Origin of the sequence: Kocuria flava, assembly GCF_001482365.1 — a bacterium.
GTDB lineage: Bacteria > Actinomycetota > Actinomycetes > Actinomycetales > Micrococcaceae > Kocuria > Kocuria flava.
In genome coordinates this window covers 2,280,588-2,295,647 of sequence record NZ_CP013254.1, presented here as the reverse complement: position 1 = coordinate 2,295,647, position 15,060 = coordinate 2,280,588, and the positions used below count along the sequence as shown (strand labels likewise).

At 68.5% G+C, this 15,060-nt stretch carries 12 protein-coding genes; 9 read left to right on the top strand and 3 right to left on the bottom strand.

Annotated features, from left to right (window positions below):
* From AS188_RS10230 to AS188_RS10210, 5 genes are all read left to right on the top strand, one after another.
* Window positions 1–984 carry an ABC transporter permease gene (locus AS188_RS10230; protein WP_083529392.1) on the top strand — a complete coding sequence of 328 codons (984 nt, stop codon included), beginning with the start codon at window positions 1–3 and terminating at the stop codon, window positions 982–984.
* Between the two features lie 4 nt (window positions 985–988).
* The gene (locus tag AS188_RS10225) at window positions 989–2,119 is read left to right on the top strand and encodes a Gfo/Idh/MocA family oxidoreductase (RefSeq protein WP_058858762.1); all 1,131 of its coding nucleotides are present in this window, start codon (window positions 989–991) and stop codon (window positions 2,117–2,119) included.
* 30 nt (window positions 2,120–2,149) lie between these two features.
* Complete coding sequence (locus AS188_RS10220) at window positions 2,150–3,169, top strand: sugar phosphate isomerase/epimerase family protein (RefSeq protein WP_058858761.1); 1,020 nt, start codon at window positions 2,150–2,152, stop codon at window positions 3,167–3,169.
* Between the two features lie 50 nt (window positions 3,170–3,219).
* Window positions 3,220–4,104 (top strand): alpha/beta fold hydrolase, encoded by an 885-nt coding sequence (locus AS188_RS10215; RefSeq protein WP_081994287.1) that lies wholly within the window; start codon window positions 3,220–3,222, stop codon window positions 4,102–4,104.
* 117 nt (window positions 4,105–4,221) lie between these two features.
* Window positions 4,222–5,355: a hypothetical protein gene (locus AS188_RS10210; RefSeq protein ID WP_058858760.1), complete on the top strand. Its 1,134-nt coding sequence runs from the start codon at window positions 4,222–4,224 to the stop codon at window positions 5,353–5,355.
* A gap of 355 nt (window positions 5,356–5,710) precedes the next feature.
* Here the strand turns inward: AS188_RS10210 and AS188_RS10205 are convergent, their stop codons facing one another.
* A complete protein-coding gene (locus AS188_RS10205) occupies window positions 5,711–7,282 on the bottom strand; it encodes an SLC13 family permease (RefSeq protein ID WP_180814681.1) in 1,572 nt (523 codons plus the stop codon).
* 356 nt (window positions 7,283–7,638) lie between these two features.
* Here AS188_RS10205 and AS188_RS10200 point away from each other — a divergent pair, with 356 nt between their 5' ends.
* From AS188_RS10200 to AS188_RS10190, 3 genes are all read left to right on the top strand, one after another.
* Window positions 7,639–8,541, top strand: coding sequence for a LysR family transcriptional regulator (locus tag AS188_RS10200; RefSeq protein ID WP_058858758.1), 903 nt, complete (start codon window positions 7,639–7,641; stop codon window positions 8,539–8,541).
* A gap of 127 nt (window positions 8,542–8,668) precedes the next feature.
* Window positions 8,669–9,766, top strand: coding sequence for a tartrate dehydrogenase (locus AS188_RS10195; RefSeq protein WP_058858757.1), 1,098 nt, complete (start codon window positions 8,669–8,671; stop codon window positions 9,764–9,766).
* 263 nt (window positions 9,767–10,029) lie between these two features.
* On the top strand, window positions 10,030–11,202 hold the full coding sequence (locus AS188_RS10190) for a glycerate kinase (protein WP_058858756.1): 1,173 nt from the start codon (window positions 10,030–10,032) through the stop codon (window positions 11,200–11,202).
* A 243-nt stretch (window positions 11,203–11,445) separates the two neighbouring features.
* Here AS188_RS10190 and AS188_RS10185 read toward each other — a convergent pair whose 3' ends face one another.
* Together AS188_RS10185 and AS188_RS10180 are read right to left on the bottom strand one after the other, a co-directional pair.
* Complete coding sequence (locus AS188_RS10185) at window positions 11,446–12,447, bottom strand: DMT family transporter (RefSeq protein WP_058858755.1); 1,002 nt, start codon at window positions 12,445–12,447, stop codon at window positions 11,446–11,448.
* Window positions 12,444–13,049: a TetR/AcrR family transcriptional regulator gene (locus AS188_RS10180; RefSeq protein WP_058858754.1), complete on the bottom strand. Its 606-nt coding sequence runs from the start codon at window positions 13,047–13,049 to the stop codon at window positions 12,444–12,446. Before AS188_RS10180 ends, AS188_RS10185 begins: the two co-directional genes overlap by 4 nt.
* 586 nt (window positions 13,050–13,635) lie before the next feature.
* Between AS188_RS10180 and AS188_RS10175 the strand changes: the two genes are divergently transcribed.
* A complete protein-coding gene (locus AS188_RS10175; protein ID WP_211268300.1) occupies window positions 13,636–15,036 on the top strand; it encodes a lyase family protein in 1,401 nt (466 codons plus the stop codon).
* Window positions 15,037–15,060: the final 24 nt, after the last annotated feature.

Below are 15,060 nucleotides of genomic sequence, written 5' to 3'. Positions count from 1 at the left end.
ATGTCCACCACCACCTCGACCCCATCCCCGGCCCCGGTGCAAGAAGGCACCGCTGCACGCAAAGCCCCGCTGGACTGGCGCAACTACATCATCTACATCGGCATCGTGCTGGTGTACGGGATCTGCGTGCTCTTCCTGCACGACTCCGGCTTCGCCACCACCGAGAACCTGCTCAACATCTTCCGGCAGACCGCCATGATCGCTCTCATGGCGGTGGCCGTGACCTTCGTGATCGCCGCCGCCGAGATCGACCTGTCCGTCGGCGCCGTCGCCGGCCTCGCCAGCGTCACCGCCGCCATGGGCGTGGCCGCCGGCGGACCTGTCGTCGGCGCTCTGGCCGGGATCGGCACCGGGGTGCTGGTCGGCCTGGTCAACGGCAGCCTGGTGGCCTTCGCCAAGATCCCCTCGTTCCTGGTGACGCTGGGCATGATGGGCATCGCCATGGGCGTGGCCATGTGGATCACCGGATCCGCGCCGCAGCCCATCCTCTCCCCCGGCTTCAACGCCTTCTTCGGCGGGGGATCCCTGGGCCCGATCCCGGCCCTGCTGATCTGGGTCATCATCGCCACGGTCATCGGGGCGATCGTGATGCACCGCACCGCCTACGGACGTCGGGTCCTGGCCACCGGCGGCAACGAGCAGGCCGCCATCTACAGCGGGGTGCGCACCCGCCGGATCATCTTCAGTGTTCTGCTCACCTCCGCGGTCGCGGCCTCGCTTGCCGGCATGCTCTACGCCGGTCGCCTCGAGTCCGGCCGCTACCAGTGGGGCAGCGGGGACGAGCTGTCGGTCATCGCCGCCGTCATCCTCGGCGGCACCAGCCTCTTCGGCGGCCGCGGAGCCGTGGTCGGCTCGGTGGTCGGGGCGCTGCTCATCGGCGTGATCAACAACGCCCTGGTCCTGGCGGGACTGGAAACCAGCCAGCAGAACATCGTCCGCGGCATCATCATCATCCTCGCCGTGGCCCTGGCACGGAGGAAGTAGTCCAATGCGAGCAGGAATCATCGGCGGAGGCATGATCGCCCGGGTCCACGCCCACGCCGTCCGAGCGGCCGGCCACGAGGTGCTCACCGCGGCCGGCCGGGACGCGGCCTCGGGTCAGCGTGCAGCCCAGCAGACCGGGGCCCGCGAGTCCCACCCCAGCCCCCTGGAGCTGATCCAGGACCCCCGCGTGGAGGTCGTGCACATCTGCTCCCCCAACGACACGCACCCCGGCCTGGTGCGCGCCGCTCTCGAGGCCGGCAAGCATGTGATCTGCGAGAAACCCCTGGCCACCACCCGGGCCGATGCTCAAGCCATGGTGGATTATTGGCGGTCGACCGACCTGGTGGCCACCGTCCCGTTCGGCTACCGCTTCTACTCCTCGGTGCGCGAGTTGCGAGCACGGCTGCTCTCCGGGGCCGAAAGGCCACATTTGGTGAGAGGCTGCTACCTCCAGGACTGGCTGTCACGCCCCACGGACACCAACTGGCGGGTGGACCCCACCGAGGGCGGTCAGTCCCGGGCCTTCGCCGATATCGGGGTGCACTGGTGCGACCTGCTGGAGTTCGTCACCGGGCAACGCATCACCTCGCTGATGGCGGACCTGTCCACCGTCTACGACACCCGCGGACCCGAGGCGGTGCCGGTGGCCACCGAGGACGCCGCCCTGCTGGTCTTCCGCCTCAACAGTGGAACCGTGGGCAGCGCTGCGATCTCCCAGGCCGCCCCGGGGCACAAGAACGACCTGCGCATCGCGATCGACACGCCGGTCCACTCCTATGAGTTCCGCCAAGAGGAACCGAACACCCTGTGGATCGGTGGACGGGAACAAACCCGGATCTGGAACCGGGCCGACGACGATGCCTCACCGTTGTCCACCGCCTACGACCAGTCACCCGGCGGACACCCCCAGGGGTGGCGCGATGCCTTCACGTCTTTCGTGGCAGACACCTACCGGGCCGCCCGCGGTGACGACGTGGACGGATTGCCCACCCTCGATGACGGCCTCCGAGCGGCGTGCCTCACCGAGGCGGTGCTGAGCTCGGCAACCTCGGGTCAGTGGGTGGACGTCACCGGAGCCCCTAGCAATCCTGGGCACCGGTCTTCTGCGCCCACCACGGTTGTTGTGCCGGACTGAGCCGATATCCACGACGAGAAGGATGCGACCATGACTCCTCAAAACACACACCCCGTCACCCTGTTCACCGGCCAGTGGGCCGACCTGCCGCTCGAGGAGGTCGCTCGCCTGGCCGCCGCATGGGGCTACGACGGACTGGAGATCGCCTGCTCCGGAGAACACCTCAACGTGTGGCGGGCCGCCGAGGACGACGCCTACCTGGCTGAGCGCATGGCCATCCTCGATCGTCACGGGCTGGGGGTATGGGCGATCTCCAACCACCTCACCGGCCAGGCCGTGTGCGATGACCCCATCGACTTCCGCCACGAAGCCATCGTCGGCTCCCGGGTCTGGGGCGACGGTGAGGCCGAAGGCGTGCGGGCCCGCGCGGCCGAAGAGCTCAAACTCACCGCGAAGGTCGCCCGCAAACTCGGGGTCGAGACCGTCGTGGGCTTCACCGGATCCTCCATCTGGCAGTACATGGCGATGTTCCCACCGGTGCCCGCCGCCGTGATCGAAGCCGGCTACGAGGACTTCGCCGCGCGGTGGAACCCTATCTTCGACGTCTTCGACGGCGAAGGGGTGCGCTTCGCCCACGAGGTCCACCCCTCCGAGATCGCCTACGACTACTGGACCAGCGTCCAAGCCCTGGAGGCGATCGACCGGCGGCCAGCCTTCGGGTTCAACTGGGACCCCAGCCACATGATGTGGCAGGGCATCGACCCGGTCGGGTTCATCACCGACTTCGCCGACCGGATCTACCACGTGGACTGCAAGGACACCCGCCTGCGCCCGGCCACCGGGCGATCCGGAATCCTGGGTTCCCACCTGCCCTGGGGCGACCCCCGCCGGGGCTGGGACTTCGTCTCCACCGGGCACGGGGACGTGCCCTGGGAGGACGCCTTCCGGGCCCTGCGCGCCATCGGCTACACCGGGCCGATTTCCATCGAATGGGAGGACGCCGGCATGGATCGCCTCCACGGCGCCGCCGAAGCCGTCCGCTTCGTCCGATCCCTGCTCTGGAAGACCCCTGAGGCCTCCTTCGACGCCGCCTTCAGCCACCAACACTGACCCTGGCCGGCCGACGCCGGTCGCCACCACGCAACACAGGAGGAAAAAGCATGGAGATCATCCAGGACCACAACGGCCGCCCGGCCCAGCACGGACGGGCATTCGTCAATGGCGTGCGCTTGCACTACGCCATCGCCGGCCAGGGAGAACCGCTGTTTCTGCTGCACGGAGTGCCGAAGACGTCATACCACTGGCGCCGCGTCGTTCCCCTGCTGACGCCGTACTACACGGTCATCACCCCGGACCTCCGCGGGCTGGGCGACTCGGAGCACCCTGAGAACGGCTTCGACATGAAGAACATGGCCGAGGACATCGCCCAGCTGGCCACTCACCTCGGATACGAGACCTTCAACCTCGTCGGAGAGGACTGGGGAGCCTCGACCGCCTACCAGGTCGCAGCCCAGTACCCCGATCGCGTGAAAAAGCTCGTGTACCAGGAGATGATCCTCCCCGGCTTCGGCCTGGAGGATTACTCGTTCCTCACCCGTGAAAACGTCAGCACCTACGTGTGGCTCTGGCACATCAACTTCTACAGCGTCCCCCACTTCCCCGAATTCCTCATCAGCGGCAAAGAGCGAGAGTACTTCAACTACTTCATCAAGCACGAGACCCACAACCCACAGGCCATCACCCCCGACGCCCTGGACGAGTACGTCCGCTGCTATTCCTCACCGGGCGGGCTGCGCAGCATGCTCGAGATCTACCGTGCGACCCTCGACGACGCCGACCAGAACCGTGAGGCAGCGAAGAAGAAGCTCACGATGCCTGTCCTCGCGGTAGGCAGCGAGTACTTCATCGGGGCCGACAACGAGCGCCAGATGCGCGAGGTCGCCGAGGACGTGCGCGGAGTCATTCTCCCGTGGGGCCACCAGTTGGCGGAGGAGGACCCCGAAGCGCTGGCATCCGCCTACCTGGACTTCTTCGGCCGGGAATAGCAACATGCCGGGACCCGGGCGACCGAGCGCCCCGGGCCTCGGGTGCACCGCTTCCGGATACGGGACCCGGTCAGCAGAGACCATCAACAACGCCAGGACTGAAAGGATCGACTAACGATGTCTTCAACCACAGGCACTTCCGGTGCATTCTTCCGCGTGGCCCAAAGCGAGAGCGGCTCCTGGAGCTTCATCGACCCGGACGACAAACCGTTCATCTCCCTGGCCCTCAACCACCTCGATGACACCGACCTCCGCTATCCACACAACGTGGAGGTCTTCGAACGCAAGTACGGCTCACGCCAAGCATGGACCAAGGGAGTCGTCCGCGACCTCCAGGATCTGAATTTCAACACCATCGGATGGACATCCCAGTACGTCAGCGGAGGATGGGGCGAGGCGCTGGACTGGTTCGGCGACCCTGTCGACCTCGGCCACTCCCATCCCTGGCCCGATCAGCACCTTCTCGACGCCGGAATGCCCTATGTGGTGCAGATCCGAGTGCAGGAGATCGAGGACTGGAACGGTCACCCGGCGTACCGAGACGTGTACGGCGAGGACTTCCACAAGTACGCGGACTGGCTCGCCCGGCGCATGGTGTCGGATCACAAAGGCAGCCCGAACCTGGTCGGCTACTTCCTCGTCGACATCCCGGGGTGGTTGCCACATGCCTCCGGACGGTTCTGGCCCGGATTCGAAGGACTGAGCCAAGCCGAGCACGACCAGAAGTTGTTCGACGTGGCTACTCAGTATTACCGGACGATTACCGAGGCAATTCGGCGCTATGATCCGGACCACTTGATCCTCGGGGACCGGTACAACGGCAACAAGGGCATTCCCGAAGCGGTCCTGCGCGCCATGGTGCCGTTCGTCGACGTCCTCTCCGTCCAGTACTTCACCGGGAAATCCGACGAAGAATACGCGACCATGATCGAAGACCTCCGTGGGTGGCACGAGCTGACGGGCAAGCCAGTGGTCATCGCAGACATCGGCAACTGGGTCCCCACGGACATGAACCCCCACCGCACGAGCGACATGGACACCCAAGCCGAACGCGGCGCGGACTACGCCAGTGGCCTGGCGCGGGCCGTTGCAGAGCCCTGGATCATCGGTTGGCATTGGTGCGGCTACATCGAGAACCTCGGCCGCGGGTGGGGCATCAAAACTCCCCAGGACGAGTTCTACACCGACATGACCGACCAGATCCGCGAAGCGAATGCGAAGGGCCAAGCAACCGCGACTCAACGCATTTGATCATTACTGCCACAGGCCCCTGCCTCCGGAGCTGATCGCCAAACTGGTTCTTCAACGGGGCCTCCGTGCAGGGGCTCGCCGCGGGCCTCTGCGGTCAAATCCATACCGGGCACCGTCCGCGTGGGAATCCCCACTGCAACGTCGTTCCCGTGGGGCTAACGGCTGATAACTGGCCATATGTAAAGCAGATGGTGCCTCTGCAGTCCCCCGGGCAGGACACGCGGTGGCTGCTGGGATTCGCTGGGGCTTGGGCACGGAAAATCCTTGAGGCCCCACCGTCATGGTGGGGCCTCAAGGATCCGTTCTCCGGCGAGTTCGCGACCGTCTGGCGCCGCTCTCGCAAATGGAGGGTGTGTTATCCACCGATGCCGACGAGGGCGATCATCACCGGGACGATGCTGACGATCAAAGCCACGCCGAGGATGTCGAAGACGATGCCGGTGCGGATCATGCGGGTGATGGGCACCGCCCCGGTGCCATAGACGATGGCGTTCTGCGGCGTGGAGACGGGGAGCATGAACCCGAAGGAGGCGGCGAAGGTCGCGGCCATCGCGGGCACGAACGGGTCCACGCCCATGGCCTGGCACAGCGGGATGACGATCGGCACGATCACCGCCGCCGAGGCGGTGTTGGAGGTGGTCTCCGAGATGAGGACCGCAAGCACGGCCGAGAAGACGGTGATCGCCACGACGTTGGTGATGTTGAGGTTCTCGGAGGCCCCGGTGCCGATGGTCTCGGCCAGGCCGGTATCGGCCAGCAGGGAGCCGAAGATGATGCCGGTGCCGAAAAGGATGATGGTGCCCCAGTCGATCTTGGCGGCATCGGACCAGGTCAGCGTGGCTTCACGCTTCTTCCAGTTGGTGGGGAGGATGAACAACAGGGAGGCGCCAAGCACGGCGACGATACCCTCGTCGAGGCGATCGTCGAGGAAGATGTAGGCGGCCGACTCGGTGCCGGCGAACAGGCTGACGAAAGCCGGCAGCAGCCACAGGGTGACGGTCAGGCCGAAGGCGACCAGGGTGTTCTTCTCCGCCCGGGACATCGGCCCCTGGGCCGCACGGTGCTCGCGGATGTAGTCCTCCACACCTTCGATCCGGCGGATCTCGGGCTTGTTGAGCAGGAACATCACGACGGCCAGGACCACGAACATGGCCGCGCAAATGGGGAAGGCCACGGCCATCCACTGGGCGAAGGAGATGCGGGTGCCGGTGGCCTCCTCGATCAGGCCGCGGCCGATGAGGTTGGGCGGGGAGCCCACCGGAGTCAGCAGACCGCCGACGGACGCACCGTAGGCGAGCATGAGCAGCAGGGCCGCACCCACGCGCAGGCGCAGGGGATCGAAGTCGGCCTTCACGACGCCGCGGTCCTGCATCAATTGGGCGATGACTGCGAGGATGCCCAGGGCGGTGGGCATCAGCATCGCCACCGTGGCGGTGTTGGAGACGAAGGCCGAGAGCATGCAGGTGATCACGCCGAAGGCGATGATGATGCGGTAGGTGGACTTCCCCACCCCGGGCAGGGACAGGACCGCGAAGGCCAAGCGCTGGGCGATGCCGTGCTTGAGCATGGCTGCGGCGAGGATGAAGGCGCCGATGAAGGTAAAGATCGTGGTGGAGCCGAAGGGCGCCAGCACGTCCCCGGCCGGGGCGACGCCGAGGATCACCACGGCGGCCACGCCGATGAGGCCGCCGACCGGGATGGGCACCGGCTCGCAGATCCACAGGACGATCACGCCCAGGAGCACCGCGGCCAGGGTCTGCTGGGTCGCGTCCAGGTTCAGCGGCAGCAGCGCGAAGAGGATCGCCACCGCTGGGGCCAGGAACAGCCCGGTGGTCTGGCGGGCGCGTTCGAACTTCTCCTCCCGCGGCGAGAGGGTCTGCTCGCTGAGGCTGCGGAAGGTCTTGCCGCCCAGCAGGGCGGTACGCACATCCGTGCGGGGCGGAGCACTCGTGGGGCCGGCAGAGACGGGTTGCTGGGTTTGCACGGTCCTGGTCCTTTCCATCGGTGGGATGGACTCACCATGCGCCCGTGACTTGCATCACGTCCAAGGCCTGTTATCTACTACGCCGATAGGAAGAACCAATGGGTTCAGTGGTTGAGACGGCTTCGGGCCTCTGATCGACCCGCGACCCTTCGCCACCTCCGGCCGCGCCCCGGGCACGATCCGACACCTTGGATCACTGCACGCGCCAGAGCGCCGATGCGGTGGCGACCAGCCTGCGTCGTCGCCGGTCGCAGAACCGGCCCCGGGACCCAGGGGTGCACGAGAAGTGAAAGGCAGACATGGACGTTCGGCAGCTCAAGTATTTCCTGGCGGTGGTGGATCACGGCGGCTTCACCCGGGCTGCGGAGCAGCTGATCATTGCCCAGCCCTCGTTGTCGCAGACGATCAAGGGTCTGGAGCGGGAACTGGGGGTCTCGCTGTTCCACCGAATCGGGCGGCGGGTGGTGCTCAGCGAGGCCGGTCAGGAGCTGGTGGGTCCGGCCCGGGTGGTGGTCCGTGATCTCGACGCGGCCCGGGCGGCCATCGATGATCTGCGCGGGGTGCGCAGCGGCCGCCTAGACGTGATCGCCATGCCTTCCCCGGGCATCGAGCCGCTGACGTCGATGATCGCCGCCTACGCGCAGTCCCACCCAGCGGTGACCCTCAATGTCGCCGCCGCCTTCACCCCCGACGAGGTGACCGAGGCGGTGCGCACCGGCAGCGCGGAGATCGGGATCCTGGGCTCGGACCGGCCCTTCCGTTCCGCGGAGGTCGAGGTGATGCACCTGGAGCAGCAGCCGCTGGTGCTGATCGTCAACCCCAACGCCGACGACTTCGGCGAGGGTGAGGCCATCGGCCGGCAGGACCTGGCCGGCCACCGGGTGGTCGCCTCCCAGCGGGGCTCGCTGATGCGCTGGCTCGTCGACGACGCCCTGGCAGGGGGTGTGCAGGTGCAGATCGCCGCCGAGGTCGCCCACCGCACTTCGGTGCTGCCGATGGTGCTGGCTGGCGTCGGGCACGCGGTGATGCCCTCGTCCTGGACCCCATTGGCACGCCAGGCGGGGCTGCGGGTACTGGGAATCGAGCCGACCACGGTCCTGCACGTGGCCGTGCTCAGTCGCCCGTCAGACCTGACGCCGGCCGCCCGAGCCTTCCTGGAGGTCGCCGCCCGGCACACGGCAGCCCACTCCTCCGCATCATAGAACTTCCCTATGTAGGGGATGCGAATTGAGTCTTGGACCTTATGTGTTCCGGGGCGCTCTACTGGTATCTGACACCGCGATGTGATGCGGGCAACATCAGATAGACCTCGACAAGGAGAGCACCACCATGGCTGAGCACCAGGTTTTCAAGATCGCCTCGATCCCCGCCGACGGGGTGGGCAAGGAGGTCGTCGCCGCCGGCCGCAAGGTCCTCGACGCCCTCGCCGAGCAGTCCAACGGGAAGTTCTCCTTCGAGTGGACCGAGTTCCCCTGGGGCAGCGAGTACTACGCCGAGCACGGGGTGATGATGGACCCCAACGGTCTGGAGGAACTGAAGAACTTCGACGCGATCCTCTTCGGGGCGGTGGGGTGGGAGAACGTCCCCGACCACGTGTCCCTGTGGGGGCTGCGGCTGAACATCACCCAGAACTTCGACCAGTGGGCCAACATCCGTCCCGTGCGCTTCCTCCCTGGTGTGGTGTCCCCGCTGCGCACGGCCGATGACACCGAGCTGGACTGGGTCGTGGTGCGGGAGAACAGCGAGGGCGAGTACGCCGGGCTGGGCGGGCGCAATCTCTCCGGCCGGGGTCCCGGCAATGAGGTCGCGATTCAGTCCTCCCTGTTCACCGAGAAGGGCTGTGAGCGGATCATCCGCTTTGCCTTCGATCTGGCCCGCACCCGGGCGGTGCGGAAGGTCTCCAGCGTCACCAAGTCCAACGCCCAGCAGTACGGCATGGTGCTGTGGGACGAGGTCTTCGCCCGCGTGGCCGCCGACTATCCCGATGTGGCCACCGAGTCGGTGCTGGTGGACGCGATGAGCGCGAAGTTCATCCTCCACCCCGAGGAGCTCTCGGTCGTGGTGGCCTCCAACCTCAACGCCGACATCCTCTCCGACCTCGGCTCCGCCCTGGCCGGCAGCCTGGGCCTGGCCGCCAGCGCGAACCTCAACCCGGAGCGGCGGTTCCCCTCGATGTTCGAGCCCGTCCACGGCTCGGCCCCGGACATCGCCGGGAAGGGGATCTCCAACCCCATCGGCACCGTTGCCAGCGCGGCCCTGATGCTCGACCACTTCGGCCTGCACGCCGAGGCCCGCCGGGTGGAGGCCGCGATCGAGGCCACCACCGCCGCCGGGCACCTCACCCGCGACATCGGCGGCACCGCCGACACGAACGAGATCACCGAGGCGATCGTCGAGGCCCTGGCCAAGTCGTTGACTTCCGCCTGAGGCATTAGCCGTTCAGGGCAGTCCCACCCACCCCGGGGCGCTTTCAGGGGCCGGCCGGCATCGTGCCGGTCGGCCCCTGCCTATTCGGGGCCTGCGACAGGCTCACCCACGCTTTCACTCAGGGCTCAGCGCCCCGCCGCAGAGCATTCCTTTTCGAGACTGAGGACACCACGCATGGACCACACCATGGCCGAGAACATCTACCGGACGCCCGCCCGCACGTCCTGGCGACGCGACGACGAGCTGGTGGGCGAGGCCCTCCGATGAGCGCCACCACCACGACCACGCCGCGCATCCTGATCGCCCCGGACAAGTTCAAAGGGTCGCTGACCGCCGCCCAGGTCGCCGAGGCCCTGGCCACCGGTCTGCGCCACGAGACCCCAGGCATCGACGTGCGCACCCTGCCCCTGGCCGACGGCGGGGACGGCAGCGTTGAGGCCGCTCTGGGTGCCGGGTTCCAGGCAATGACCGTGCCGATCACCGGCCCCACCGGTGAGCCGGCCACCACCACCGTGGCCTTCGACGGCACCACCGCCGTGGTCGAGGTCGCCACCACCGCCGGATTGCAGATGCTGGCCCCCGGACAACCGGCCCCGCTCACCAGCAGCAGCGTCGGGTTCGGCCAGGCCATCCGGGCCGTGCTGGCCCACCGCCCGGCCCGGATCGTGCTGGCCCTGGGCGGCAGCGCCACCACCGACGGCGGCGCCGGAATGCTCAGCGCCCTCGGAGTGGTCTTCCGCGATGCCCTCGGGCACCCCTTCGTGCCCACCGGTGGCACCCTGGGGACGATCGCCGACGTCGACCTTACCGGCCTCGTCGATCTGGGGGGCGTGGAGCTCATCGCGGCCAACGACGTGCAGAATCCCCTGCTGGGCCCCCACGGGGCGGCGGCTGTTTATGGCCCGCAGAAGGGCGCCACCCCGGACGACCTCGAGGTGCTGGAGGAGGGGTTGGGGGCGCTGATCCGGCGCCTGTGGGAGGCCGGCTGGCCCGCCGAGGAGGCCGCCGGTGTCCCCGGGGCCGGAGCCGCCGGGGGGTTGGGTTGGGCCGCGATGCTGCTGGGCGCGAGGATGGCCTCCGGGGCGGACTTCTTCCTGGACCTGCTTGGCTTCGACACCCAAGTGGCCGGATGCGATCTGGTGATCACCGGGGAGGGGAAGCTGGACACCCAGACCCTCTCGGGCAAGCTGCCCGTGGTCGTGGCGCACCGCGCGGCCCCGGTGCCGGTGATCGCGGTGGTGGGTCACAACGCCCTGGGCGCCGACCGGCTGCCTGCTCACGGCATCAATCAGGTCTACGCCCTCAGCGCCATGACCGAAGCCGACAGCGCCACCGACCCGGAGCTCTCCGCGGCCCTGCTACGCGAAACTGGTCAACGCATCGCCCGACGGCTGACACCAGCCTCGAGCACCACCGAACCCGCAGATGCTCTCTAGCGACCCATAGGAACGGGCGGCCTGACAGCTCAGGCATCAGGCCGCCCGACGCCAGTGCACTTCCCAGCGACTCCAGGAGGTCATTCCCTGGACATTTCCACCGCCGCGCAGTCCGCCCCTAATCCGTCATACGTAAACCGGGAGGCGGCGGGACCGTCGTCGTCTGCGGAGCTCAACCGCCCCTGCGGGTGCGGTTGAGCTTCCCGTTCGCTCAGGAGCATCGGCCCCTTGTCGACGCCGCCGTCATTGCAGCGGTGCTGGGGCGGCCTCGGCCTGCCTTCCCTGGGTGGCTGGGCTCGTGCCGGCTGGCATGCTCTCGCTGGAAGCGTCGCCGGCGGCGGCCGCTGGTCGGGGTCCGGTGGTGTTGGTCGGTGCCAGCGCGAGCACGATGAGCGCGGCGGCGAGGATCGACAGCCCGATCCAGCCGAGCACCGCCAGTTGTTCGCCGACCACGAGGACCGCGAGCAGTGCCGCCACGGCCGGTTCGGTCAGGGTCAGGGTGGTCGCCGTGCTCGGGCGCAGCCGGGTGAGTCCGATCCCGAAGAGGTAGTAGCCCAGGAACATCGGCACCAGGGCCATGTAGGCGGCCACGGCGAACGACTGGCTCGAGGCCAGCAGGGGCGCCCCCGTGGCGGCCAGCACGGGCAGCAGGAGAACCCCGCCGGTCCCGAAGACCGCGCCCATCGCCGCCGCCCGCTCCACCTGGTGGCCCATCAGCCGGTGGACCACCCAGGAGTACAGGGCGTAGGTCGCTCCGGCCACCAGGCCCAGCCCGATCCCGGTGACGGTGTCGATGGCTGACCCGCTCGTCTGACCGGTCTTGGACAGGCACAGCAGGGCACTGCCGGTGATGCCCAGCAACGCCGCCAGCACCCACCACCGGCTCAACGGCTCGCGCTCCAGGACCAGCTCCAGCACCCCCGAGGCCAGCGGGGCCGAGGCCAAGGAGACGACCGTGCCGATGGCCACCCCGGCCAGATGCATCGAGGAGTAGAACGCCAGCGGGTAGACCGCCACCGCGCCGGCCCCGACGGCCACCAGCCCCGCGTGGGCCCACAGCATCGGGCGCCCCCGGCGCAGGGCGGGCACCGCGATCCCCGCTTGCAGCAAACCGCCCACCCCCAGCGCGGCGGCACCGATCGCCAGCGGGCCGGCCTCCGGGGCGAAGGTCGCCGCCGTACCGGTCGTGCCCCACAGGAACGCGGTCACCAGGATCGCGAAGATCCCGCCCGTCGTACCCTTCACCGGGCCGCCCCCAGTCCGGCCAGCAGGCCTCCGGCGATCGTCCGGGCATGGATCAGGCGGGCCGGATCGCCCTCCAGACCGGCCCGGGCCATCGCCCCCTCCAGCAGGAAGCTGAAGTGCTCCGCGAGCCGGCGGGCCTCGGTCGGATCGGTGAGCGTGTTCAGGTGCTCGACCAGCAGGTCCTCGACCTGCTCCTTGTGCCGGCGCACCACCACCCGCCCCGGGTCACCGGCAGGCAGCTCGGCCGCGGCGTTGAGCAGCCCGCAGCCGCGGAAGCCGTGGTCATAGGCGAGACCGGCGTGATCGAGGTAGGCGTCGAACACCGCCAGCACCCGCTCCTGGGGTGTGGGCGCCTCTGCCAGGCGGGCCCCGTACAGAGCCAGCCATTCCTCGTGCCGGTCCTGCAGATAGGCCTCCACCAGGGCGGCCTTGGAGGCGAAGTTGTTGTACAAGCTCATCTTCGCCACCCCCGCCTCGGCGGTGATCGCGTCGATGCCCGTGGCCGTGATGCCCTCGGCGTAGAACCGGCCCGCGGCCGCTTCCAACAGCCGTTCCCGGGCCGATCCACGGCGCCGCTCGGCGTTGTGCGGAGATGTCGTCATAATCGCCCCCTTCTTAGGTAGACCAGTCTACCCAAAAAGGGGGCGGCGGCAACCCTGGTGGAGCCCGGCACGGCCTCGGGGTAACGCGTGCGCCTGGCCATGGGCGTGCTGGTCCTGCCAGGAGTTCGCGCGGCTAACCCGACAGGCTGCGCCACTCCGGTAGTCAAGTACAGGATCTGGGACCTAAGGCTGGTTTTCAGTCGCGGCGGTGCCAGGAAGCCGGAGGGGATGTGGGAGTAGATGCAGTAACTGCCGTGGGACCGGCAGCTGACCCTATGTAAAGCGGATGGAACAGAGCTGTTCTGGCAGTCACTGCCCCTGGACCGGCCCGCAATGGTTCGGCCCGCCACAGGACTCAGGTTCGGGTGGCCTCAGTGCGCAAGACGCCGGCACGGGAATTGATGTCGCCCCGTCTTCATCTCAGGACCAGATCTGACAACGGGTGATCAGGCGGCCCACAGGGTGCCGGGACGACGGCCCCGAAGACGATCGCTACCGGTGACGCGGATAACACACCGGGGTTGACAGTGTGAGCTAACTCATCTTTGATCGTGATCAATCGATTGCTCACGACTGAGGAGCCACTGTGACCACTTCTTCCCTGCACCCCTCACCCGCCACCGCACCGACAGGCGCCGCAGCAGCGTCACCGCAGATTTTCGATCTGCTGCTGCACAACTACGGGGACGCGCGGATGAGCGCGGTCTTCAGCCCGGAGTCGATGGTCGCCTCCTGGTTGCGCACCGAAGCCGCCCTGGCCACCGCCCAGGGGGACCGGGGGGTGATCACCGGAGCCGAGGCCCAGGCGGTGGCCCAGGCCTGTGAGGACCTGGAGGTCGACTACGAGGCGCTGTGGGCTTCGGCGCGCAATGTGGGGTACCCGATCCTGGGGCTGGTGCGTCAGATCGCCGCGTCCCTGCCGGCCGGTCCGGACGGTCGGGTCCACTACGGGGCCACGACCCAGGACATCATGGACACCGGCCTGGTGCTGCAGCTGACCGAGGCCAGCACCGTGATCACCGACCACCTGAACAACATCGGGGACGCGGTGGCCCGGCTGGTGGACGAGCACGCCGGAACCCTGATGCCCGGGCGCACCCACGGCCAGCAGGCCGTGCCCACGACCTTCGGGGCGCAGCTGGCCCCGCTGCTGGCCGAGCTCACCCGGCAGCGGGCCCGCTGGGCGGCCGCGGCCGAGGGGGTGCGGGTGGTCTCGCTGTTCGGGGCCGGGGGCACCAACGCCGCCCAGGGCCCGCGCAGCCGCGAGGTGCGGGCAGTGGTGGCCGAGATCCTGAGGCTGTCCACCACGGACGTGTCCTGGCACCCGTCCCGGGACGGGCTGGCGGACTTCGCCCAGACCGCCGCGGCCCTGACCGCCACGTGCGCGCGGATGGCCCGCAACGTCATCGATCTCTCCCGCACCGAGATCGGTGAGATCGGCGAGGCCGCCGGCAAACACCGCGGGGCGTCCTCGACGATGCCGCAGAAGGCCAACCCGATCCTGGCCGAGGGCATCATCGGGCTCTCCGGAGTCGCCGGGCCGCTGTCGGCCGGAATGTTCCGGGCGATGGAGGTCCCCCAGGAGCGCGCCGCCGGGGAGTGGCAGATCGAGTGGTACGTCCTGCCGCACCTGATGGGGCTGACCGCCGCCGCGCTGAAGGCCACCGCCGAACTGGTGGAGGGGCTGCGCGTGGATGCCGCCCGGATGCGGGCCAACCTCGACCACGACGGCGGGCTGATCATGGCCGAGGCCTACATGATCTCCCTCGCCCCGGTGCTCGGGCGCGAGAGATCCCACGACGTCGTCTACTCCGCCGTCGGACAGGTCCGCGCCGGGCGCGCCACCTTGAGCGAGGCCGTCACCGCCGCCGTGGCAGCCGCCGGCGCCGACCTGACCACCACCCCGACCCGCATCGATCCTGCCGACTACCTCGGGGAGGCCACCGCCATGTGCGCGGCCGCCGTCGGGGCCTGGACCCGGCGCTAAACGACCCTCGTGCCCGCCCGAAGG